General features: G+C 72.3%; 22 protein-coding genes and 1 pseudogene. 14 read left to right on the forward strand and 9 right to left on the reverse strand.

Features of this window, described 5'->3' with window-relative positions; all coding sequences use genetic code 11:
- Window positions 1-18 precede the first annotated feature (18 nt).
- On the reverse strand, window positions 19-1,803 hold the full coding sequence (locus IE252_RS40070; RefSeq protein WP_190094436.1) for a substrate-binding and VWA domain-containing protein: 1,785 nt from the start codon (window positions 1,801-1,803) through the stop codon (window positions 19-21).
- Between the two features lie 163 nt (window positions 1,804-1,966).
- On the opposite strand from IE252_RS40070, the gene IE252_RS40075 reads away from it, so the two are divergent.
- Window positions 1,967-2,770, forward strand: coding sequence for a CPBP family intramembrane glutamic endopeptidase (locus IE252_RS40075; RefSeq protein ID WP_190094437.1), 804 nt, complete (start codon window positions 1,967-1,969; stop codon window positions 2,768-2,770).
- A 91-nt stretch (window positions 2,771-2,861) separates the two neighbouring features.
- Here the strand turns inward: IE252_RS40075 and IE252_RS40080 are convergent.
- Window positions 2,862-2,999, reverse strand: a pseudogene (locus IE252_RS40080) (oxidoreductase); the annotation flags it as partial.
- A 101-nt stretch (window positions 3,000-3,100) separates the two neighbouring features.
- Here IE252_RS40080 and IE252_RS40085 point away from each other — a divergent pair.
- On the forward strand, window positions 3,101-3,691 hold the full coding sequence (locus IE252_RS40085; RefSeq protein ID WP_190094438.1) for a PadR family transcriptional regulator: 591 nt from the start codon (window positions 3,101-3,103) through the stop codon (window positions 3,689-3,691).
- Window positions 3,692-3,758: 67 nt separating this feature from the next.
- Here the strand turns inward: IE252_RS40085 and IE252_RS40090 are convergent, their stop codons facing one another.
- Together IE252_RS40090 and IE252_RS40095 are read right to left on the reverse strand one after the other, a co-directional pair.
- Window positions 3,759-4,187: a type II toxin-antitoxin system Rv0910 family toxin gene (locus tag IE252_RS40090; RefSeq protein ID WP_190094439.1), complete on the reverse strand. Its 429-nt coding sequence runs from the start codon at window positions 4,185-4,187 to the stop codon at window positions 3,759-3,761.
- A gap of 136 nt (window positions 4,188-4,323) precedes the next feature.
- Complete coding sequence (locus IE252_RS40095) at window positions 4,324-4,521, reverse strand: hypothetical protein (protein WP_190094440.1); 198 nt, start codon at window positions 4,519-4,521, stop codon at window positions 4,324-4,326.
- A gap of 233 nt (window positions 4,522-4,754) precedes the next feature.
- Between IE252_RS40095 and IE252_RS40100 the strand changes: the two genes are divergently transcribed.
- From IE252_RS40100 to IE252_RS40110, 3 genes are all read left to right on the forward strand, one after another.
- Window positions 4,755-5,297, forward strand: coding sequence for a Clp protease N-terminal domain-containing protein (locus IE252_RS40100; protein WP_373298688.1), 543 nt, complete (start codon window positions 4,755-4,757; stop codon window positions 5,295-5,297).
- Window positions 5,298-5,328: 31 nt separating this feature from the next.
- Window positions 5,329-6,336, forward strand: coding sequence for an EamA family transporter (locus IE252_RS40105; protein WP_190094441.1), 1,008 nt, complete (start codon window positions 5,329-5,331; stop codon window positions 6,334-6,336).
- 162 nt (window positions 6,337-6,498) lie between these two features.
- Window positions 6,499-7,458, forward strand: a complete 960-nt coding sequence (locus IE252_RS40110) for a DMT family transporter (protein WP_190094442.1) — start codon at window positions 6,499-6,501, stop codon at window positions 7,456-7,458.
- An 87-nt stretch (window positions 7,459-7,545) separates the two neighbouring features.
- Here IE252_RS40110 and IE252_RS40115 read toward each other — a convergent pair whose 3' ends face one another.
- Window positions 7,546-8,208, reverse strand: coding sequence for a pyridoxamine 5'-phosphate oxidase family protein (locus IE252_RS40115; protein ID WP_190094443.1), 663 nt, complete (start codon window positions 8,206-8,208; stop codon window positions 7,546-7,548).
- Between the two features lie 36 nt (window positions 8,209-8,244).
- Here IE252_RS40115 and IE252_RS40120 point away from each other — a divergent pair, with 36 nt between their 5' ends.
- Complete coding sequence (locus IE252_RS40120; RefSeq protein WP_190094444.1) at window positions 8,245-9,576, forward strand: aminotransferase class I/II-fold pyridoxal phosphate-dependent enzyme; 1,332 nt, start codon at window positions 8,245-8,247, stop codon at window positions 9,574-9,576.
- A gap of 3 nt (window positions 9,577-9,579) precedes the next feature.
- Here the strand turns inward: IE252_RS40120 and IE252_RS40125 are convergent, their stop codons facing one another.
- Entirely contained in the window at window positions 9,580-10,596 is a 1,017-nt protein-coding gene (locus tag IE252_RS40125; protein ID WP_373298689.1) for a DMT family transporter, read from the reverse strand.
- Window positions 10,597-10,634: 38 nt separating this feature from the next.
- Here IE252_RS40125 and IE252_RS40130 point away from each other — a divergent pair, with 38 nt between their 5' ends.
- Window positions 10,635-11,540: a LysR family transcriptional regulator gene (locus IE252_RS40130; RefSeq protein WP_190094446.1), complete on the forward strand. Its 906-nt coding sequence runs from the start codon at window positions 10,635-10,637 to the stop codon at window positions 11,538-11,540.
- Between the two features lie 174 nt (window positions 11,541-11,714).
- Here IE252_RS40130 and IE252_RS40135 read toward each other — a convergent pair whose 3' ends face one another.
- Window positions 11,715-12,197 (reverse strand): pyridoxamine 5'-phosphate oxidase family protein, encoded by a 483-nt coding sequence (locus IE252_RS40135; RefSeq protein WP_190094447.1) that lies wholly within the window; start codon window positions 12,195-12,197, stop codon window positions 11,715-11,717.
- Between the two features lie 119 nt (window positions 12,198-12,316).
- On the opposite strand from IE252_RS40135, the gene IE252_RS40140 reads away from it, so the two are divergent.
- Complete coding sequence (locus IE252_RS40140; protein ID WP_190094448.1) at window positions 12,317-12,964, forward strand: cysteine hydrolase family protein; 648 nt, start codon at window positions 12,317-12,319, stop codon at window positions 12,962-12,964.
- Between the two features lie 12 nt (window positions 12,965-12,976).
- Here the strand turns inward: IE252_RS40140 and IE252_RS40145 are convergent, their stop codons facing one another.
- Together IE252_RS40145 and IE252_RS40150 are read right to left on the reverse strand one after the other, a co-directional pair.
- Window positions 12,977-13,465: a Rieske (2Fe-2S) protein gene (locus tag IE252_RS40145; protein WP_190094449.1), complete on the reverse strand. Its 489-nt coding sequence runs from the start codon at window positions 13,463-13,465 to the stop codon at window positions 12,977-12,979.
- Window positions 13,466-13,532: 67 nt separating this feature from the next.
- On the reverse strand, window positions 13,533-15,626 hold the full coding sequence (locus IE252_RS40150) for a S9 family peptidase (protein WP_190094450.1): 2,094 nt from the start codon (window positions 15,624-15,626) through the stop codon (window positions 13,533-13,535).
- A 78-nt stretch (window positions 15,627-15,704) separates the two neighbouring features.
- Between IE252_RS40150 and IE252_RS40155 the strand changes: the two genes are divergently transcribed.
- The 6 genes from IE252_RS40155 (at window position 15,705) to IE252_RS40180 (ending at window position 21,233) form a co-directional block, all read left to right on the forward strand.
- Entirely contained in the window at window positions 15,705-16,574 is an 870-nt protein-coding gene (locus IE252_RS40155) for a HipA family kinase (protein ID WP_190094451.1), read from the forward strand.
- Window positions 16,571-16,954 carry a DUF3037 domain-containing protein gene (locus IE252_RS40160; protein WP_067155391.1) on the forward strand — a complete coding sequence of 128 codons (384 nt, stop codon included), beginning with the start codon at window positions 16,571-16,573 and terminating at the stop codon, window positions 16,952-16,954. Before IE252_RS40155 ends, IE252_RS40160 begins: the two co-directional genes overlap by 4 nt.
- A 170-nt stretch (window positions 16,955-17,124) precedes the next feature.
- Window positions 17,125-17,886, forward strand: a complete 762-nt coding sequence (fabG, locus tag IE252_RS40165; protein WP_190094452.1) for a 3-oxoacyl-ACP reductase FabG — start codon at window positions 17,125-17,127, stop codon at window positions 17,884-17,886.
- A gap of 17 nt (window positions 17,887-17,903) precedes the next feature.
- Window positions 17,904-18,671: an SDR family oxidoreductase gene (locus IE252_RS40170; RefSeq protein WP_190094453.1), complete on the forward strand. Its 768-nt coding sequence runs from the start codon at window positions 17,904-17,906 to the stop codon at window positions 18,669-18,671.
- A 236-nt stretch (window positions 18,672-18,907) separates the two neighbouring features.
- The gene (locus IE252_RS40175) at window positions 18,908-20,443 is read left to right on the forward strand and encodes an ABC transporter substrate-binding protein (protein WP_190094465.1); all 1,536 of its coding nucleotides are present in this window, start codon (window positions 18,908-18,910) and stop codon (window positions 20,441-20,443) included.
- Between the two features lie 106 nt (window positions 20,444-20,549).
- Entirely contained in the window at window positions 20,550-21,233 is a 684-nt protein-coding gene (locus tag IE252_RS40180) for a uracil-DNA glycosylase (RefSeq protein ID WP_190094454.1), read from the forward strand.
- Window positions 21,234-21,244: the final 11 nt, after the last annotated feature.

The following is a 21,244-nucleotide window of genomic DNA, read 5'->3' on the forward strand; positions in this document are numbered from 1 at the left end:
GGCGGGCGGCGGCTTTCCTCAGCCCGTCCCGCCGCCCTGACCCACCGTCATGATGGCCTTCAGGATCACCGCCTGGATCTCGGCCGGGTCGGTGACCTGGTAGCCCGCGCCTCCGGTCGCCTTGGCGATCTCCCTGACCGCCTCCCCGTCCGCGTCCGGGCCGACCGCGATGGCGATCATCGGCACGGGCTTCGCCGGGTCGGCGAGCTTCTGGAGCCGGGCGATGAGCTCGGCGCGCGAGATGCTGCCGGGGTCCTCGTTGGCACCGTCCGTGAGGATCACCAGCGCGTTGAACTTCCCCGGCCGGTAGCCCGCTGTGGCCTGCTTGTACGCGGCGAGCGTCGTGTCGTACAGACCGGTCGCCCCGTCCGGCACCGGCTGGAGCGCGCCGAAGGCGGCGGCCAGCCGCTCGCGCTGGGTGCGGCCGCCCTTGACCGGGTCGCCGAGGCGGGCGGTCGGCACCAGCTCGCGGTAGTCGCGCGAGCCGTCGAGGCGCGTGGCGAAGTCCCAGAGGCCGATCTCGTCCTCCGTCGTGAACTGCGCGAGGGCCTGCAACAGTGAGGCCTTGGTGACGTCCATCCGGGTCCGGCCGCCCGCGCCCGGCACCGCCGCGGCCATCGACCCCGAGGCGTCCACGACCGTGGTGAGCCGGGCGCTCTGCACGATGATCGTCCACATCCCGAGGGCTTCCTGGAGCTCCTTGGCGGACGGCGCCTCGGCGGTGGACGTGGCGTAGGGCTGCGGCGCGGTGCCGCCCGCCTTTTTCACGGCCGCCTGGTCCACCGCGTCGCCGGGGGTGCGGAAGCCGCTCCGCGTCAGGGTCCGCCGCGACTCCGGCTCGCCGAGCAGCGTCAGGAACCGCATCGCGGCGCGGCTGCGGTCGGTGCTCAGCCGGTTCTCGCGGACGATCGTGTACGGGTAGTCGAGCAGCGGTGCCCCGTCCTTCGGGTAGAAGAGGTCGAGCCCCTGCCTCGCGCCCCGGCCGGTGTTGTACGCGTACGCCGCCTGCTCGGAGAGGACGACGGCCTGGTTGCGGCGCGGGTTGCCGCTCTCGGTGCCCGAACCGTCCCGGGCGAGCGTGTCGACGACCTGGGCATCGGTGTCGGAGGTGCGCTGCGAGAGCAGCTTGGCCAGGGCCGCCGCCTTGGTGCCGCCGTCCGCGCCCTGGCGGGCCGTGGAGCGCCCGATGCCGCTCAGCGCGAGGAGGCCGACGGCCGAGCGGGCCGGGTCGGCCGCACCCAGGCGCAGGGCGTCCGATCGGGTGGCGGCCGCGGCGAGTTCGGCCCAGGTGTACGTCCTGGAGGGCCAGCCCAGCGACTTGGCGGCGGGCGCTACCAGCGCGAGCGTGACCGGGGACGCGGCGACGTGGCCCGCCGTGGCGACCGGTACGCCGTCGCCGCCCTCCTTGGCGCGGTCCACCCACAGCGCCGAGTCCGGTATCCACACCGCGAAGTCGGGTTCGCGGCCCGCGCCGAGCGCGGCGGCCACCTTGTACGACTCGCGGGCGGTGACCCGGACGTCGATGCAGGAGCCGTCGGAGGTGACCTTGTCGGCGCGCGCCCGCTCGGCGACGGACCGGACGGCCGGGGCGACATCGGGAGAGGCGACGAGATCCAGCCGCACCGCGGAGTCCCGGCACGAGTCGCCGAAGGAGAGCAGTCCGCTGCCTGCGGCGACGGCCGCGCCGCCCGCCACGACGAGTACGAGCAGGGTGGCGACGACGACCGTACGGCGGCGGCCGGCGGCCGGGCGGCCCCGGGTGCCCTCGGACGCGGACGCGTCGGGCAAGCTGTGACGTCCCATGGCGGTGGTGCCCTCCTTGAACCCTGAACAAGGAAAAAGAGGGACCGCACCATCGAAATGGCGCTCGCCCCCCGGCCTGTCGCGCGCGATCTTCGTACTTTCATTCGAGACCCTAGCGGGGCAGTGGGGGGCATGGGACGGGTTCGGTCAACTGGAGGCAGGTGTGCAGGTGGAGGCGGGGCGTGTGGCTGATTCTCTTCCCGAACAGGGGGTGTCGCCGCGGATCTTGCGGTCCGAGACGGTGCTCGTGCTGGCGCTCTCGCTCGGCGCGAGCGGTGTGTCGGCGCTGATCAGCTTTGTCGGATCGCTGACCAAGCCGGGTGGCCTCAAGGACCAGGCGGCGAAACTCAACACCTCGTACGCCCCCGGGCGGCCCTGGCTGGATCTTGCCTGGCAGCTCTTCGGCATCGCGACCGCGCTGGTGCCGGTGGCGCTCGTCGCGCACCTGCTGCTGCGGGAGGGGGCGGGCGGTCTGCGGGTGCTCGGCTTCGACCGCAAGCGGCCCTGGCCGGACCTCGGCAGGGGCGCGCTGATCGCCGCCGGGATCGGCAGCGCGGGGCTCGGGTTCTATCTGGTGGCAAGGGCGGCCGGGGGCAATCTGACGGTCGTGCCCGAGTCGCTGCCGGACGTCTGGTGGAAGTACCCGGTGCTCGTCCTGTCGGCGGTGCAGAACGCCGTACTGGAAGAAGTGATCGTCGTCGGGTATCTGCTGCGCCGGCTCGGCCAGTTGGGGTGGACCCCGCTGGCGGCGCTGGCGGCGAGCTCGGTCCTGCGCGGCTCCTACCACCTCTACCAGGGCATCGGCGGCTTCCTCGGCAACATGGCGATGGGCGTGGTGTTCGTCCTGCTCTACCGCCGCTGGCAGCGGGTCGGGCCACTGGTCGTGGCCCATTCCCTGCTCGACATCGGGGCGTTCGTCGGGTACGCGCTGCTGGCGGGGAAGGTGAGCTGGCTGCCAACGGTGTGACCACTGGCCGCTGCCGCGCAACGCGCGCGTAGCCGAGGTGTAAGGGGCGTACGGCTATTGCCTACGCCCCTTACGCGTTCCACGGGTTCGGCTATGGCGCCGTCAGCAGCTCGCCCTCGATGACCGTGACCGCCGAACCGGTCAGCAGGGTGCGCTCGCCCCGCAGGGATGTGCGGACCAGGCCGGTCCGGGCGGAGGCCTGGAGGCCGGTCAGTTCGGTGCTGCCCAGGGCGCCCGTCCCGTACGGCGTTCGGAAGAGGCTTGCCAACCGAACAGTCCCGATATATCGTTGAAGCATCGCGACGGATCAACGATGGAAGGAGCGTAGCGATGCGTTCACATGGACACGGACAGCACGGACCCGGCCATCGCGGTCGGGGCGACTTCGAGGGGCGGCGTGCCGCCTTCGGACCCTTCGGTCCCGGCTTCGGCGGCGGACCGTTCGGGCCCGGCCGCGGCGGCCGGGGCGGTCCGCGGGGCAGGGCGCGGCGCGGCGATGTCCGCGCGTCGATCCTGGCCCTGCTGAAGGACCGGCCGATGCACGGTTACGAGATGATCCAGGAGATCGTCGAGCGCAGCGGCGGGGCGTGGAAGCCCAGCCCCGGCTCGGTCTACCCGACCCTCCAGATGATGGAGGACGAGGGCCTGATCACCAGCGAGAGCGAGGGCGGCAAGAAGCTGTTCACGCTCACCGACGCCGGGCGCACCGAGGCCGAATCGGGGTCCGAGGCCCCGTGGGAAGAGGCCGGGCGCGGGGTCGACTGGGAGAGCATGAACGAGATCCGCCAGGCCGGGTTCGGTCTGATGGAGGCGTTCGGCCAGGTCTGGAAGACCGGCACCGCCGAGCAGCGCCAGAAGGCGCTCGGGGTCATCAACGACGCCCGTAAGAAGCTGTATCTGATCCTGGCCGACGAGGACTGACCCCGCCGGCCACCGAAAGCCCCGCGACCGCCGGTCGCGGGGCTTTCCCGTAGGGGGCGCGGGCCGGTCAGGCCACCAGGCCGCCGAGCTTGCGCAGCGACTCGTTCAGCGCGGCCGTCGCCGAGTCCTTGAGCTTGCCCGCCATCAGCGAGACGGCGGCGCCGGTGAACTCGCCCTCGATGCGGACCAGTGTGGCGTCCCCGTCGGGCGTGAGCGTGTAGCGGTTGCCGACGCTCACGCCCATCGGGCCCTTGCCCTTGACGCCGAGGAGGCGGCCCGCCTCGAACTCGTCCACGGTCCAGGTGACTTCGGCGGGGAAGCCCATCAGCTTCATGTTCTCGGCGTAACTGGCGCCGAGCTCCAGCTTCTCCGGGCCGCCCTGCGGGAAGCTGGTGTGGGTGGCGTTCCACTCGCCGTACGCGGTGAAGTCCGTCAGCTGGGCCCAGACCTTCTCCGCCGGAGCCTCCAGGCGCGCCTCCGCGCTGACCTCGGCCATGCGACCACCCCTTCACTAAGGAACGCGAGTCCGGAACGCGCATCGGGAATGCGCACAGGGAACGTGTCGCGGAACGTAGCCGGGGTGTCGTGAACATTCAATACTGATGAACCGTCAGATCGCTGCCGGACCGCCGTCAGATCCTGGCGTCGCTCACCGGTAACGCCCAGATCTGCGCCGAGTCGAAGAGGTCGGACGCGCGCGGCCGCGACGACTCGTCGTGGCAGTGGAAGGCGGCCCAGAACAGATCGCCGCGCAGGGCGTCCCCCGGGGCGTACACGCGGTATACGTACTGCAGCCCGTCCTGGGCGAGCAGGGCGACCATCCAGCACATCGGGCCCCCTCCCGCGGTTGCCGGGGCGGCTGTGTCGTACGGGAGGGGACGTGTCCGGCGGCGGTGTGGTTGCGCGCGGGGCGTACCGCGGGGTGCCGCGCGCCCCCGAGACGTAAACCGCAGATCTCATCCATAAGGAGGAGAACCCGGTCATCCGTACCCACCCAACGTGGGATGCGGAATGCTTCCCGACGGGGATGTCCCGGGGGTGGGTGGCCTGATGGGGTAGGAGGGTGCACCTCCCGATCCCGCGGGTCCCGGCCGTCCCGGCTCCGGTCCCCGCCGCCCCCGACCTCGAAGCCCGGCTCACCGACGAGATGGCTTCGGTGGTCGCGGGTGCCCGCAGGCGGGCGCTGCGCGACGGCGACCGGCAGATCGACACCGCCCATCTGCTGCACTCGCTGATGGAGACGGACCCGGAGGTGCGGGCCGCCTTCGACGGCGCACCGCAGGTGGCGCGGGTGCTCGGCTACCTCGTCCAGCGCTCCATCGGGTACGGGCTGCGCTGGCAGGGGTCCGTGGAGGACTCGGGGGCGCTGCCGCTGCTCACCCAGCCCGGCTGGTCGCCCGCCGCGGTGACCGCGATGGAGGGCGCCCTGGCCCGGGCCGGCGCCCGCGGTGAGATACGGGTAGGAGGCACCGACCTCCTCGCGGCGCTCGCGGCCGACCCGGAGTGCCGGGCAGTGGAGGTCCTCGACCACGCCGGAGTGGACGCCGGGGAGCTCGCGGCACGGCTCGCGCAGGCCCCGCCGTCTCGACAGGTGTCACAGGGGTGACGGTCCTGACTTCTCCTGTCATGATGTGCCGATGCAGGCGTCTCAGGGGAGGAACGTCGGCCTGGGACTGGCCCTGGCCTCGGCGTTCTCATTCGGTGGATCGGGTGTCGCGGCCAAGCCGCTGATCGAGGCGGGCCTTGACCCGCTGCACGTGGTGTGGCTACGGGTGACGGGCGCCGCGCTCGTCATGCTGCCCGTGGCCTGGCGCCACCGGAGCCTGCTCCTGCGCCGGCCCGCGCTGCTCGCAGGTTTCGGCCTGCTCGCCGTCGCCGGCGTCCAGGCCTGCTACTTCGCGGCGATATCCCGCATCCCGGTCGGCGTCGCCCTGCTCGTCGAATACCTGGCGCCCGCGCTCGTCCTCGGCTGGGTCAGGTTCGTCCAGCGCAGGCCCGTGACCCGGGCGGCGGCCATCGGCGTGGTGCTCGCCGTCGGCGGCCTCGCCTCCGTCGTCGAGATCTGGTCCGGGCTGAGCTTCGACGTCCTCGGCCTGGTGCTCGCCCTCGGCGCCGCCTGCTGCCAGGTCGGCTACTTCGTCCTGTCCGACCAGGGCGGCGACACGGACGACGCGCCCGACCCGATCGGCGTCATCGCGTACGGCCTGCTCATCGGGTCCGTCCTGCTCACGCTGGTCGCCCGGCCCTGGGGGATGGACTGGTCGGTGCTCGGCGGCAGCGCCGACATGAACGGCACGGACGTGCCCGCGGCGCTGCTGCTCGGCTGGATCGTGCTGATCGCGACCGTGATCGCGTACGTCACCGGGGTGATCTCGGTGCGCAAGCTGTCGCCGCAGGTGGCCGGGGTGGTCGCCTGCCTGGAGGCGGTCATCGCGACCGTCCTGGCCTGGGTGCTGCTCGGCGAGCACCTCTCCGCGCCGCAGATCGCGGGCGGCGCGGTGGTCCTGGTCGGCGCCTTCATCGCCCAGTCCTCGGCACCGAAGGAGCGGTCGGGGCCGGTGGCGGGCGGGGAGGGACTTCCCCTCCAGATCCACGAGACGGCCGCGCCCGAAAGCGAGTTGTCGGCCGGTCGGACCGCCCCGTAAGGTGATGATCATGCATTCGACCGTTCTGCCGCCTCCCGCCGCGTAAGCGCGGGCGGCCGTACCCCAGACGAAGACCGGGCTCGGGCAGTCCCCGAGCGGCTCGTCGCTGCCCGCGTACTCCAGGCATGCGATCTTTCCCGTCTTCCTCTTCGGAGTACGTACGTGTCGAACGCTTCCTCTTCCTCCGGCCTGCCCGTCGGGCGCGGCCTGCTCTATCTCGTCTTCGCGGGTGTCGCCTGGGGCACCGCGGGCGGCGCGGCCGCGCTGGTCTTCGACGCCAGCGACCTCGGCCCGCTCGCCCTCTCCTTCTGGCGCTGCGTCGGCGGGCTCGTCCTGCTGCTCGCGGCACGCGCGCTGCGGCGGCGCCCGGTGCGCAGGCCCGCCGAGCCGCTCGGCAGGCGGCTGCTGCGGACCCTCGGCAACGGCGTGGGCCTCGCGGTCTTCCAGAGCGCCTACTTCGCCGCCGTCGCCTCGACCGGCCTGGCCGTGGCGACCGTGGTCACCCTCGGCGCCGGGCCCGTGCTCATCGCCGTCGGCGCCCGGCTCGCCCTGGGCGAGCGGATCGGCGGCGCCGGGCTGACCGCCGTGGCCGGGGCGCTCGCCGGGCTCGCGGTCCTGGTCCTCGGCAACGGCGGTGGCACGGTCCGCCCCGCCGGGGTGCTGCTCGCGCTGCTCTCGGCGGCCGGGTACGCGGGGATCACGCTGCTCACCCGCCGGCTCGGCCGCGACGGCGAGGCCGCCGACCCCTCCACCACCACCGCCTGGGCGTTCGCCATCGCCTCGGTCCTGCTGCTGCCGTTCGCGGGCGCGGAAGGACTGGTGCCGCACACCGTCGAGCCGGTGCGGGTGGCCGTGCTGCTGCTGTACGTGGCGGCGGTGCCCACGGCGCTGGCGTACGCGCTCTACTTCGCGGGCGCGGCCGTCGTCCGGTCCGCGACCGTTTCCGTGATCATGCTCCTGGAGCCGGTGAGCGCGGCGCTGCTCGCGGTGGCGGTGCTGGGTGAGCGGCTGAGCGCGGCGACGGTTGCCGGGACCTTGTTGTTGCTGGTCGCGGTGGTCGGGCTCGCGGGAGCCGAGGCGCGGCTCGCGGCGCGGGCGCGGGCCGCGGTGGTCGCCCCCTGATCGTCGGCCTTCGGCCTGACTCGTCCTCAAACGCCGGACGGGCTGGATTTGCCACGCCCGTCCGGCGTTTCCCGTGGGCCGCGCCGCTCACAGCGCCGCGAGATACCCCGGCAGCTCCACCGACGGGTCCAGGTCGGCGGCCGGGATCGGCGTGCCGTAGCCGCGGACGACAGGGAGCACGCCGGTCCAGTGCGGCAGGGTGCTGTCCTCGGGCTCGTCGTTGGGGCCGCCGGTGCGCACCTTCGCCGACACCTCGTTCAGATCGAGGCGGATCACCGCGGTCGCGGCGAGCTCCTTGGCGTTGGCCTGCCGCGAGTCGTAGGAGCGGCCGGGCACCACCTGGTCGACCAGCGCGTCGAGCGCGGTGCGCCGCTCCTCCGGGTCGGTGACCTCGTACGCGGTGCCGTGCACCACGACCGAGCGGTAGTTGATCGAGTGGTGGAAGGCCGAGCGGGCCAGCACCAGGCCGTCGACGTGCGTGACGGTGAGGCAGACCGCGAGTCCCGGGTCGGTCTTGCCGGTCATGCGCAGCGGCCGCGAACCCGTCGAGCCGTGCACGTACAGCCGCTCGCCGATCCGTCCGTACAGCGTCGGCAGCACGACCGGGGCGCCGTCGCGGACGAAGCCGAGGTGGCAGACGTATCCCTCGTCGAGTATCCCGTGCACCAGCTCGCGGTCGTACGACGCCCGCTCGCGCGAGCGGGTCGGCACGGTGCGCTCGGTGGGCTCGTAGGCAGCGGTGTCGGGCATTTGCGTTCTCCATTGCACTAGTGCATAGTTATGTTTGTGCTAGGAGAGTATCGGATCGTGGGGCGTCGTGCATCGGAGATCGCCGCCGACGTGGAGCGCGCGGTGGGCGCCGGGGAGCTGGAGCCGGGGCAACTGCTGCCGCCGTTGCGGGAGTTGGCGACCGAGCTGGGGGTGAATCCCAATACGGTCGCGGCCGCCTACCGGCTGCTGCGGGACCGGGGCGTCATCGAGACCGGCGGCCGCCGGGGCAGCCGGGTGCGGTCGCGCCCCGCCAGCACCGCCCGCGACGCCCAGCGCATCGACGTGCCGGTCGGCGTGCGCAACATCGCCGACGGCAACCCGGACCCGGCCCTGCTGCCGCCGCTCGGTGACGCGCTGGCGGCCGCCGCCCGCGACCACGCCGAGCGGCCCACGCTGTACGGGCAGGACCCGGTGGACCCGGAGCTGGCGCGGCTGGCCCGCGCGGCGCTGGACGCCGACGGGGTGCCGCCGGGCCCGGTCGGCGTCTTCTCCGGCTCGCTCGACGCGATCGAGCGGGTGCTCGCCGCGCATCTGCGGCCCGGCGACGCCGTCGCCATCGAGGACCCGGGCTGGGGCGCGCTGCTCGACCTCGTGCCGGCGCTCGGGCTGCGGCCGGTGCCGGTGGCGCTCGACGACGAGGGGCCGCTGCCCGAAGCGGTCGAGAGTGCGCTCGCGGGGGGCGCCAAGGCGCTCGTCGTCACCTGCCGCGCGCAGAACCCGACCGGTGCGGCCGTGAGCGCGGCCCGTGCCCGCGCGCTGCGCGAGGTGCTGTCGGCGCATCCCTCGGTCCTGCTGATCGAGGACGACCACGGCCACGGCATGGTCGACGTCCCGCTCGCCCCGCTCTCGCGGACCACCGAACACTGGGCTTTCGTACGGTCGGTGGCCAAGGCTTACGGCCCCGACCTGCGGCTCGCCGTGCTCACCGGGGACGCGGTCACCCTCGACCGGGTGCGCGGGCGCCAGCGGCTCGGTCCCGGCTGGGTCAGCCGGCTGCTCCAGCGGACCGTCGTGCACCTGTGGACCTCGGACGTCCTCGACCCGGCGGCCGTGGCCCGCTCCTACGGCGAGCGCCGCGACACCCTGGTGCGCGCGCTGCGCTCACGGGGTGTCGCGGCGCACGGCCGCAGCGGGTTCAGCGTGTGGGTGCCGGTGCCCGACGAGACGGCGGCGGTGGCGCGGCTGCTGCACGCCGGATGGGCGGTGGCGCCGGGCGCGCGCTTCCGCATGGCGGCCCCGCCCGGCATCCGCCTCACGGTCTCCACGCTCGCCCCGGCCGACCTCGGCCCCGCCGCCGACGCGGTGGCGGCGGCGACGGGGTCGGCGCCGGGGCGGCGCTATGACTAGTTCCTAGGGCTGGTCGGCGGATGCCGCGGCAGCCTGCCGCCTCGGTCGGCTCTGCGTCAGGGCCGCGCCCGCGAGGACGATCAACGCGCCGACCGGGGTGTTCCAGCTCAGGCTCTCGCCGAGGAGCAGCACGCCGGCGGCGGTGGCGATGACCGGGATGAAGTACGTGACCATCTGCGCGGTCGTCGGGCCCACCTCGTTGACCAGGCCGTACTGGACGAGCACCGCGAAGCCCGTGCCGAGGGCGCCGAGCGCCGCGACGGCGAGCAGCGGGACGGCCGGGAACGAGGTCGGGAAGCCCGCGAACACCGGGGTGACCAGGGCGAGCTGCACGGTCGCCAGGCCCAGCTGGGAGCCGATCAGCGACAGGCTGGAGTGGCCGGTGCCCGCCAACGTACGGCGGACGTAGATCCAGCCGACCGGGTAGCAGAGCGAGGCGAGCAGGGCCATCGCGGTGCCCTTCAGATCCAGGCCGTGGAAGCCCTGCCAGGCGCCCAGGACCGTGAGCACCCCGAGGAAGCCGAGGCCGAGGCCCGCCACCCGGCGCCGGGTCGGCCGGTCCTCGGAGAGCGCCACCAGCGACAGCGCCATGCCCCACAGCGGGGAGGTCGCGTTGCAGATACCGGCGAGCGTCGAGGGGATCGTCAGCTCGGAGTAGGCGAAGAGCGAGAACGGCAGCGCGTTCAGGAGCAGGGCCGCCACCGCCAGATGGAGCCAGGTCCGGGCGCCGCGCGGCAGCCGCTCCCGCTTGACGGCCATGGCGACGGCGAGCACCGCCGTACCGAAGAAGAGGCGTCCGAAGGTGACCTGGAACGGGGCGTAGCCGTCCGTGCCCACCTTGATCAGGAGGAAGCTGAACCCCCAGACCAGCGAGAGCACCGCGAACCGGACGCGCCAGTCGAGGGCCGGGCGGCGGGTGGTGGCGGAAGGGGAGGGGGACGGAGCCGTGGTCGACGGGGACCGGGGCGGGGTGACGGTGCTCATGGCGGCAAGCCTGGCCTGTTCGATCTCGTAGCACAAGCGAGAAAAAGTGGAGAGCTTCGGTTAGCATCGCTTATATGTTGAACTTGGAGCGCCTGCGGACCCTCGACGCGGTGGCCCGCCACGGTTCGGTGGGCGGCGCCGCCGACAATCTGCACGTCACGACCTCGGCCGTGTCCCAGCAGCTCGCGAAGCTGGAACGGGAGGCGGGGCAGCCGCTGCTCGCCAAGAACGGGCGGGGCGTGCGCCTCACCGACGCGGGCCGGCTGCTCGCCGAGCACGCCGCGCGGATCCTCTCCCAGGTGCAGATCGCCCAGGCCGATCTGGAGGCCCAGCGCGGCCGGGTCGTCGGCGAGCTGCGGATCGCGGGCTTCGCCACGGCCGCGCGGGGGCTGTTCCCGGCGGCGCTCACGGCGCTGCGCGCCGACCATCCTCAACTGGCCGTTCGCTCCGATGAGTTGGAAGCGGAGGACTCCGTACGGGGTGTGCTCCTCGGGGACCTTGACCTGGCGGTCGTCCTCGACTGGTACAACAAGCCGCTGCCGCTGCCCGACGGGCTCGCGAAGCGGTCGGTCCTCGACGACCTGGCGGATGTGGCGATGCCGGTGGGGCACCGGCTCGCGGGGCGCTCGGCCGTGGATCTGGAGGAGTTCGCCTCGGACGAGTGGGTCACCTGGCCCGAGGGTGAGTTCTGCCACGAGTGGCTGATGTTCACGCTGCGGGGGAAGGGGGTTGAGCCGCGCATCGGGCATGTGGCGCGTGAGCATGCGACGCAGCTTGCGCTGGTGGCGGCGGGGTTGGGGGTGAGTGTTGCGCCTCGGCTGGGGCGGGGGCCGGTTCCTGAGGGGGTGCGGGTGGTGCCTGTGCGGGATGCGATGCGGCGGCATGTTTATGCGGTGTGGCGGGCCGATGCGGATCGGCGGCCTTCTATTCGGGCTGCGGTGGAGGCGTTGGCCTTGGCCGGCCGGGGGTTGGCGGGGTGAGATTCCCCTCCCCGCCCCTTCCCTAAGGCCCTGGGCGGGCGGCCGGGTGGGGGTTTCGCGCCGTTGCCGGGGGCTTTGCCCCCGGGCCCCCCTTTTTTTCGTCTGCGGGCTGAGTGTGGCTGGGCGCGCAGTTCCCCGCGCCCCTGAAGGGCGGGGCCTGCGGCCCCTGCCCCCTCAAGTGTTGGTGGGGTGGGAATTGGTCAGCTTTCTGAAGTCCCACGACACTATCTTCTCCGGCCTCAGGCGCAGCCACCCATGGCGGCCGTCGTGGATCATTTCCTTCAGGCCGAAGTTCTTGCTCGCGAACTGGCGCTCCGGGGCCTCCAGTTCGGGGCACGGCTCGCCCGTGCGGGGGGTTTCGCCTACGGGGATCGCCTTGCCCCGGAGTTCTACGCCGCGTAGCTCCCCGTACGACTCTCCCGCGTCCACCACCACCGCGATCCTGGGGTCCTTGAGCAGCTGTGACCAGCGGAGGCTGCGGGTGATGGAGTACAGCCACAGGGCGGTGCCGTCCCAGACGTACCAGAGTGCGCCTACGTGCGGGTGGCCGTCGGGGGAGACCGTGGCGACCCGGCAGGTGTGCTGTTCCGCGAGGAACGCGTCCCGTTCGGCGTCCGTCATCATGATCCGGCGGCCCCGGCGCTGGGTTGCGGTCATCGGGCGGCTCCTGCGGTGAGTTGGACCCGTGAACTGACTGGGTGTCAGAAATCATTGCGCGCCCTTTCCCCCTCGCGCAATGCCCGTTAGCCTCCCGCGCCATGGCGACGAACGAACGAATGAATGAGCGATTGACCGAACGGCTGGCCTCGCAGCTGGATCCCGCCTCCACCGTGCTGATGACCGTGGAGTGCCAGCAGGGAGTGGTCGGCCTCGACAGTGCGCTGCCCGAACTCGCCAAGGTGGCGCGGTCCTCGGGTGCGCTCCACAACATCGCCCGGCTCGTCGCCGCCGCCCACGAGACGGGCGTCCAGGTGCTGCACGCGGTGGCCGAGCGGCGGCCGGACGGGCGCGGCGCGTCCCGCAACGCCCGGCTGTTCCGGGCCGCCGAACGGCTGCCCGTGCAGCAGTACTCGGGCACGACGGCGGTGCGGATCGTCGACGGCATCGACGTGGCGGACGAGGACCTCGTGGTCCGCAGGCTGCACGGGCTCTCGCCGATCGCGGGGACGGACGTCGACCCGCTGCTGCGCAACCTCGGCTGCCGCACCCTGATCGTCAGCGGTGTCTCGGCCAACGTGGCGATCCCGAACGCCGTGTTCGACGCCGTCAACCTCGGCTATACGGCCGTGGTGCCGGCGGACGCCGTCGCGGGGGTGCCCGCCGAGTACACCCCCGCGATGATCCGCAACACACTGGCCCTGGTCGCCACCGTCGCCACGACCGATGACATCGTGGCCTGTCTGAAGGGGCCGCGTCGGGCCTGAGCCCGAGTCCCCTCACGCCAGCTTGATCGCGTCTCCCTCCACCTTGATCGTCTTCGCGGGCAGCGGCCTCGGCGCGGGGCCGCCGGTGACCTTGCCCGTGGCCGCGTCGTACTTGCTGCCGTGGCAGGGGCAGTTGATGGTGCCGCCGACGACGTCCTTCACCGTGCAGCCCTGGTGGGTGCAGGTGGCCGAGAACGCCTTGAAGGTGCCCGCCGTCGGCTGGGTCACCACCACGCCCTGGTCGGGGAAGACCTTGCCGCCGCCCTGCGGGATGTCGGCGGTCTTCGCCAGCACCCCGCCGCCGGCCGCACCGGCGTCGCCCCCTCCGGCCGTGCCGCCCGTTCCTCCCGTACCCCCGTCACCGGAGGACTTGGCGGCGTCGCCGGACTTGTCCGAGTCGCCGCAGGCGGCGAGCGCGGCCGCGAGCCCGGCGCCGCCGACCGCCGCGACGACGGTACGGCGGGCCGGGCCCGGCTCGGACGGAAGAGCTTGGGTGCTCATACTGGCTTTCCCTTCACCTTGCTACACGGGGCTGCATGAAGGGATACGGCCGGGCGCGACCGCTTGTTCAGACGTTCAAGGATTTCTTGAGGAAGTCGAGATTGAGCCACAGCAGGGTGTCCGCCACACCCTCCTTGGTGACCAAGTGGCTCTCGCCCACCAGCGGAAGCACGCTGTGCCACTTGCCCGCCGCGAGCAGCGCCTGCGAGAACCGCAGCATGTGTGCGGGCACCACATTGTCGTCCGCCATCCCATGCACGAGCATCAGCGGCCGGGTCAGCTTGTGGGCGTGCGCGACCAGCGAGCAGCGCGCGTAGTTCTCCGGCTGCACGTCCGGGTGGCCGAGATACCGCTCCTTCCAGTGGGTGTCGTAGAGCGTGAGGTCGGTCGGGGCCGCGCCCGCCACGGCCGCGTGGAACACATCGGGCCGGTGCAGCACGGCGGCTGCCGCCAGATACCCGCCGAACGACCAGCCCCGGATGCCCACCCGGCCCGTGTCCAGGTCCGGGTAGCGCTCGGCGGCCGCCCGCACCGCGTCCGCCTGGTCCTCCAGGACCGGGGTGAGCTGGTCGCCGTGGATGGAGGTCCGCCACGCCTCGCCGCGCCCCGGAGTGCCGCGCCCGTCGACGGACAGCACCGCGAACCCCTGCTCGGCGAACCACTGGTTGACCGTGTGGTGCCAGGAGGCGGCCCGTACGACGGTCTGGAGGCCAGGGCCCGCGTACGAGTGCACGACGACCGGCAGCCGGGCCGCGCCCTCGCGGTGCCAGGACGGCAGATAGAGCGCGGTGCGCAGCTCGCGCTCGCCCAGCGACAGGAACACCGGCCTCGGCGTGACCACCGGCCGCTCGGTCAGCACGCCGATCCGGCCCATCGGCTTGCCGTCGCGCAGGACGGTGACGGTGTGCTCGTGCAGGGTGCGGCTGTCGAGGACGAGCGTGTCGCCGCCGAGGGCCGCCGTGTGCACCCCGGGCTCCTCGGTGACACGGGTGAAGCCGGAGCCGGGTGCGTACGCCCAGACATGGGTCTCGGTCGGCTCGTCGCTCGCGGTGAAGTAGAGCGTGTCACCGGCCGAGCCGAGTATCGCCCGCACTTCCAGTCCGGCGGGAAGCCCGTCCGGGAAGGCGGCCCCGCGTCGGGCGAGCGCCGTCGTGCCCGGCGTGAACTCCAGCCAGTGGTCGTCGTGGTGACGGTCTGTCGCCTCTGTTTCCCCAGTCGCCGGGTCGATGGCGAGGCGGTAGGCCGTGCGCTGGTCCCGGGTCTGGACGGTGGCGAACGGGCCCGCCCCGTCCCAGCCGCCCTCCACCACGTATGCGAAGGCCGGGTCGGTCCAGGCGCCGCCCGGGTGCGACTCCGGGTCCGTCGACCGGGGCAGCCGCACCGGGACCCGCTCGCCGTCCACGCGCACGACGACCAGCGACACCTCCGCGTTGGGCGTGCCCGCCGCCGGGTACGGCAGCGCGCGCGGGGCCTTCGCCGGGTCCGAGGGATCGCTCAGGTACCACCGCTGTACGGGCGAGTTGTCCACGCGGACCACCAGCAGCGCGGAGCCGTCCGGGGACCACCAGGAGCTGCGGGCGCGGCCGATGGACTCGGCCGAGACGTGGTCGGCTAGGCCGTAGGACACCTCCGGGCCCTCCGGCGCGGCCAGTTGCCGCCCGCCCGTGCCGTCGGCGCGTACGACGTGCAGGGCGCGCCCGGTCACGTACGAGACGAGGGTGCCGTCGGGGGAGAGGCGCGGGTCGACGGCGGGGCCCGCCGTCGGGATCCGGCGCGGGGCGCCGCCGTCCGTCCCGGCCACCCAGAGCGCGCCGGAGAGGGCGAAGACGACCGTGCGGACGGCCGCGTCGGTGGCGTACCCGACGATGCCGCCGCCCGTCTCGCGCGCCCGCTCGCGGCGGACGAGCTCCGCCTCGGGCACCTCGCCCTCCTCGCCGAGCGCGAGCGGGTCGACGAGGACGCATTCCTCGCCGTCCTCGAACAGCCACAGCGAGCTGAGCGGGGAGCGCCCGTCGGCGCTGCGGACGAACAGCACCCGCTCGCCGTCGGGGGAGACCGTGAGGCCGCGGGGCGCGCCGAGCGTGAAGCGCCTGGTGCGGGCGAACTGGAGGGGCAGGTCCTCGGCGGTCGGGGCCTGGGCGGTGTTGTCTTCGGTGGGCATGGCGAAGCGTCCCTTCGGGGGGGGGCATCGGGCGGTTGAGTGATCGAACAGTCGCATCCGTCCCAGTAGCCTGGACAGATGCTTAATGAAGTGACAGCGACCCGCTATGTCACGCCTTTGCGTGAGGGCGGCTCGCTCCCGGGGATCGTCGAGGCCGACGATCTCGGTACGTACGTCATGAAGTTCACCGGCGCCGGGCAGGGTCGCAAGACCCTGGTGGCGGAGGTGATCTGCGGGGAGCTCGCCCGACGGCTCGCTCTGCGCGTCCCCGAACTGGTCACCATTCAGCTCGACCCCGTCATCGGGCTCTCGGAGCCGGACCAGGAGGTGCAGGAGCTGCTGAAGGCGAGCGGCGGGCTGAATCTCGGAATGGACTACTTGCCCGGTTCGATCGGGTTCGACCCGCTGGCCTACCAGGTGAGCTCGGCGGAGGCGGGCAAGGTCGTCTGGTTCGACGCGTTGATCAACAACGTCGACCGTTCGTGGCGGAACCCTAACATGCTGGTCTGGCACGGCGATCTCTGGCTCATCGACCACGGCGCCACGATGATCTGGCACCACAACTGGCCGGGCGCGCAGGCCTCGGCCGCCAAGCCGTACAACGCCTCGGACCACGCGCTCGCCCCGTTCGGACCCGATGTGGCCTCGGCCGCCGCCGAGTTGGCGCCGCTGGTGACCGAGGAGCTGCTGACCGAGGTCGCCGCGCTGGTGCCCGACGAGTGGCTGGTGGACGAGCCCGGCTTCGACACGACGGACGCGCTGCGCCGGGCGTACATCGCGCCGCTGCTCGCCCGCGCCTCCGACATCCACGAGCGGATCACGCTGGACGCGCCCGCCAAGTCCGCTCCTTCGCAGGCGCCGGGCTGGCTCACCGACCACCTCAAGCCCTGGCCGCACCCCACCAAGGACAGCAAGGCCGGCCAGTCCGGCGAGAAGGACGGCAAGTGAGCGACCGCGACGTATTCGAGTACGCGCTGCTGCGCGTGGTGCCGCGCGTCGAGCGCGGGGAGTGCTTCAACGCCGGCGTGTTGGTCTACTGCCGGGCCAAGTCGTTCGTGGCGGCCCGTACGCATCTGGACGAGGCCAAGCTGAAGGCGCTCGACCCGCACGCGGATGTGGTCGGGGTGCGGGCGGCGCTGCGGGCCGTCGAGGGGGTCTGCGGCGGCGGCGAGGCGGCCGGGCAGGCGGCGGGCGACGACGCCGGGCGCCGCTTCCGCTGGCTGATCGCACCCCGCTCGACGGTGGTGCAGCCGGGGCCGGTGCACACCGGGCTCACCGCGGATCCGGCGGCCGAGACCGAGCGGCTGCTCGACCTGCTGGTCCGCTGAGGCCAGGCCCGGGAGCCGTCGGGGCGCGGGCCGCGCGGGTGTGACCTTCGCCGGGGGATCCGTGGGCCGTTGACACCGGGTGCCAGGGCTTCTAGCGTCTCGTCTGCTGAAGCTACTAAGCGGTTGCTCAGGGACGAGGAGCCGCGGATCCCCAGGGCGAGGAGAACAGCATGTCCACCACCGAGCAGCGCGTAGCCATCGTGACCGGGGCGGCCCGGGGCATCGGCGCCGCGACCGCCGTCCGGCTCGCGGCCGAGGGCCGCGCGGTCGCCGTACTCGACCTCGACGAGGCGGCCTGCAAGGACACCGTCGAGAAGATCACGGCGGCGGGCGGCAAGGCGATCGCCGTCGGCTGCGACGTCTCCGACAGTGCCCAGGTGGAGGCCGCCGTCGCGCGCGTCGCCGCCGAGCTCGGGGCGCCCACCATCCTCGTCAACAACGCGGGCGTGCTGCGCGACAACCTGCTCTTCAAGATGAGCGAGTCCGACTGGGACACCGTGATGAACGTGCACCTCAAGGGCGCGTTCCTGATGGCCAAGGCCGTCCAGAAGCACATGGTCGACGCCGGCTGGGGCCGTGTCGTCTCGCTCTCCTCGTCCTCCGCGCTCGGCAACCGCGGCCAGGCCAACTACTCCGCCGTCAAGGCGGGCCTCCAGGGCTTCACCAAGACCCTCGCCATTGAGCTCGGCAAGTTCGGCGTCACCGCCAACGCCGTGGCCCCCGGCTTCATCGTCACCGAGATGACCGCGCAGACCGCCGCCCGGGTCGGCATGGGCTTCGAGGACTTCCAGGCCGCGGCCGCCACCCAGATCCCCGTGCAGCGCGTCGGCAGGCCGGACGACATCGCCAACGCCATCGCCTTCTTCACCGGCGACGACGCGGGCTTCGTCTCCGGCCAGGTGCTGTACGTGGCCGGCGGACCCCTCAACTGAAGCCGGGAGAAGACATCATGACGGACACTCAGCTCCCCGAGCTCTCCGGCCGGGTCGCGCTGGTCACCGGCGCCAGCCGGGGCATCGGCTACGGCGTCGCCGAGGCGCTGGTCGCCCGCGGTGACCGCGTCTGCATCACCGGCCGGGGCGAGGACGCCCTCAAGGAGGCCGTCGAGCGGCTCGGCGCGGACCGGGTCATCGGCGTCGCCGGGAAGGCCCACGACGAGGCCCACCAGGCCGTCGCGGTCGAGCGCGCCATGGAGGCCTTCGGCCGGGTCGACTTCCTGGTCAACAACGCGGGCACCAACCCGGTCTACTCCCCGATGGCGGAGCTCGACCTGAACGTGGCGCGCAAGGTGTACGAGACCAATGTGATCTCGGCGCTCGGCTTCGCCCAGCAGACCTGGAAGGCCTGGCAGAAGGAGAACGGCGGCGCGATCGTGAACATCGCCTCCGTCGCCGGCCTCGCCCCCTCGCCCTTCATCGGCGCGTACGGGATGAGCAAGGCGGCCATGGTCAACCTGACCCTCCAGCTGGCGCACGAGTTCGCGCCGGACGTGCGGGTCAACGCCATCGCCCCGGCGGTGGTCAAGACCAAGTTCGCCCAGGCGCTCTACGAGGGCCGCGAGGAGGAGGCCGCCGCGGCCTACCCCCTCAAGCGCCTCGGGGTGCCCTCCGACATCGGGGGAGCGGTCGCGTTCCTCACCAGTGAGCAGTCGGCCTGGGTGACCGGGCAGACGCTGGTGGTCGACGGAGGACTGTTCCTCGGCGCGGGCGTGCACTGACGCGCGGGTGCGCCGCCGCGCGTACGCGCGCGTGCGTCGCGTAGGGTGATCTTCGTACCGGTGAGTAGTAGCCCGGTTTGCCCCTCAATCGCCACAAGTGCCCCGTCCGGTCCTCCAGTTGACCGGGCGGGGCGCTGCGGTATGGTCTGCCGACTCATGGCTGAACGAGGAGCGTGCACGTGTTCAACCGGACCATATGCCTGCGCACCACCGCGGCCCTTGCGTCCATATCGGCGATGTCCCTGCTGAGCGGCTGCGGACTGCTCTCCGGGAGCGGTTCGGACACCGAGCAGACGATCAAGGTCGGCACGGTGAGCGAGCCGAGCACCCTCGATCCGGCCGCCTCCTGGGACGGCTCCTGGGAACTGTTCCGTAACGTCTTCCAGACGCTGGTGTCCTTCCCGACCGGCAGCAACACGCCCCAGCCGGACGCGGCGGAGAACTGCCAGTTCAAGGGCTCGGACAGCCGTACGTACCAGTGCACGCTCCGCAAGGGGCTGGAGTTCTCCAACGGCGACAAGATCGACGCGGCCGCCGTGAAGTACTCGATCGACCGCATTGTGAAGATCAATGTGAAGGCGGGCCCCAAGGGCCTGCTCACCAGCCTGGACCGGGTCACCGCCGACGACGAGCGGACGGTCACCTTCCATCTGAACAAGCCGGACGCGACCTTCCCCTTCGTGCTCGGCGCGCCCGCCATGTCCATCGTGGACCCCAAGGCCTACCCGGCGAACGCGCTGCGCGAGGACGGCGGCCTCACCGGCTCCGGCCCGTACACCCTGGAGTCGTACCACGCGGGCGACCGGGCCGAGCTGAAGAAGAACGCGCACTACGCCGGGTTCGCGCAGCTCAAGAACGACGCCGTCTCGATCCGCTACTTCAAGGACTCCGCCGCCATGGTGGACTCCCTCAAGAAGAAGCAGATCGACGTCACCTACCGCGGCCTGACCGCCGACGAGGTCGTGGACGTCCAGAACGAGAAGGCCGCGGGCAAGCCGCTCCAGCTGGTCGAGACCGTCGGCACGGAGATCCGCTTCCTGGTCTTCAACCCCAAGGACCCGCTCGCCGCCAACCCGGCCGTCCGCAGGGCCGTCGCCCAGCTCGTCGACCGGGACGCGCTGGTGGCCAAGGTCTACAAGGGCACGGCCGAGCCGCTGTACTCGATGGTGCCCAAGGGCGTGGCCGGGCACACGGTGAGCTTCTTCGACACCTTCGGCGCGCCCAGCGCCCCCAAGGCCAAGTCCATTCTGCGCAAGGCCGGGATCACCGACCCCGTGCCGCTCACCTTCTGGTACACGACCGACCGGTACGGCTCGTCCACGGCGCTGGAGTTCGCCGAGATCAAGCGGCAGCTGGAGGCCTCGGGGCTGTTCACGGTGACCCTGGAGAGCCGCCCCTGGAAGGCGTACACGCAGGGCATGCAGGCCGGTGAGTACCCCGTCTTCGGGCGCGGCTGGTTCCCCGACTTCCCGGACCCGGACAACTTCATCGCCCCCTTCGTGGGCAAGGAGAACGCGGTCGGCACCCCGTACGAGCCCAAGGAGATCGTGGACCAGCTGATCCCGCAGACCCGCGAGGTCTCCGACCGGGGCGCGGTCAGCAAGAAGTTCGAGCGGGCCCAGGACGTGCTCTCCGACGACGTGCGGCTGCTGCCGCTGTGGCAGGGCAAGCTGTACGTCGCGGCCAGCGAGGAGATCGCGGGCGGCGAGCGGGCCATCGACCCCCAGACGGTCATGTGCATGTGGGAGCTGCACCGCAAGACCAGCTGGTAGGAGGCCCGGCGGAACGGGCGTGGCGGGCGTTGTCAGTGGCGGCCGGTAGGTTTTTCGGTATCGCACCGCAGGGTGCGGAACCGAACGTCCCACGGAGGTTGTTGACGTGACCGACATCGCCATGCTGCCCGAGTCCTGGCGCGGCGTCCTCGGCGAGGAGCTCCAGAAGCCGTACTTCAAGGAGCTCACCGACTTCATCGAGGAGGAGCGGGCGAAGGGTCCCGTCTATCCGCCGCGCGAGGAGGTCTTCGCCGCCCTGGACGCGACTCCGTACGACAAGGTGAAGGTCCTGGTCCTCGGCCAGGACCCGTACCACGGCGCGGGCCAGGGCCACGGGCTGTGCTTCTCGGTGCGGCCGGGCGTCAGGACGCCGCCGTCGCTGCGCAACATCTACAAGGAGATGCAGGAGGAGCTCGGCCACCCGGTGCCGGACAACGGCTATCTGATGCCGTGGGCCGAGCAGGGCGTCCTGCTGCTCAACGCGGTGCTGACCGTCCGCGAGGGCGAGGCCAACTCGCACAAGGCCAAGGGCTGGGAGAAGTTCACCGACGCGGTGATCCGCGCGGTCGCCACCCGCCCGGACCCGGCGGTCTTCGTGCTGTGGGGGAACTACGCGCAGAAGAAGCTCCCCCTGATCGACGAGGAGCGGCATGTGGTGGTGAAGGGCGCCCACCCCTCGCCGCTGTCGGCCAAGCGCTTCTTCGGCTCGCGGCCCTTCACCCAGATCAACGAGGCGGTCGCCGCGCAGGGCCACGACCCGATCGACTGGCGTATCCCGAACCTGGGCTGACCCGCCCGGGG

Origin of the sequence: Streptomyces melanogenes (assembly GCF_014649795.1) — a bacterium.
Taxonomy (GTDB): Bacteria; Actinomycetota; Actinomycetes; order Streptomycetales; family Streptomycetaceae; genus Streptomyces; species Streptomyces noboritoensis.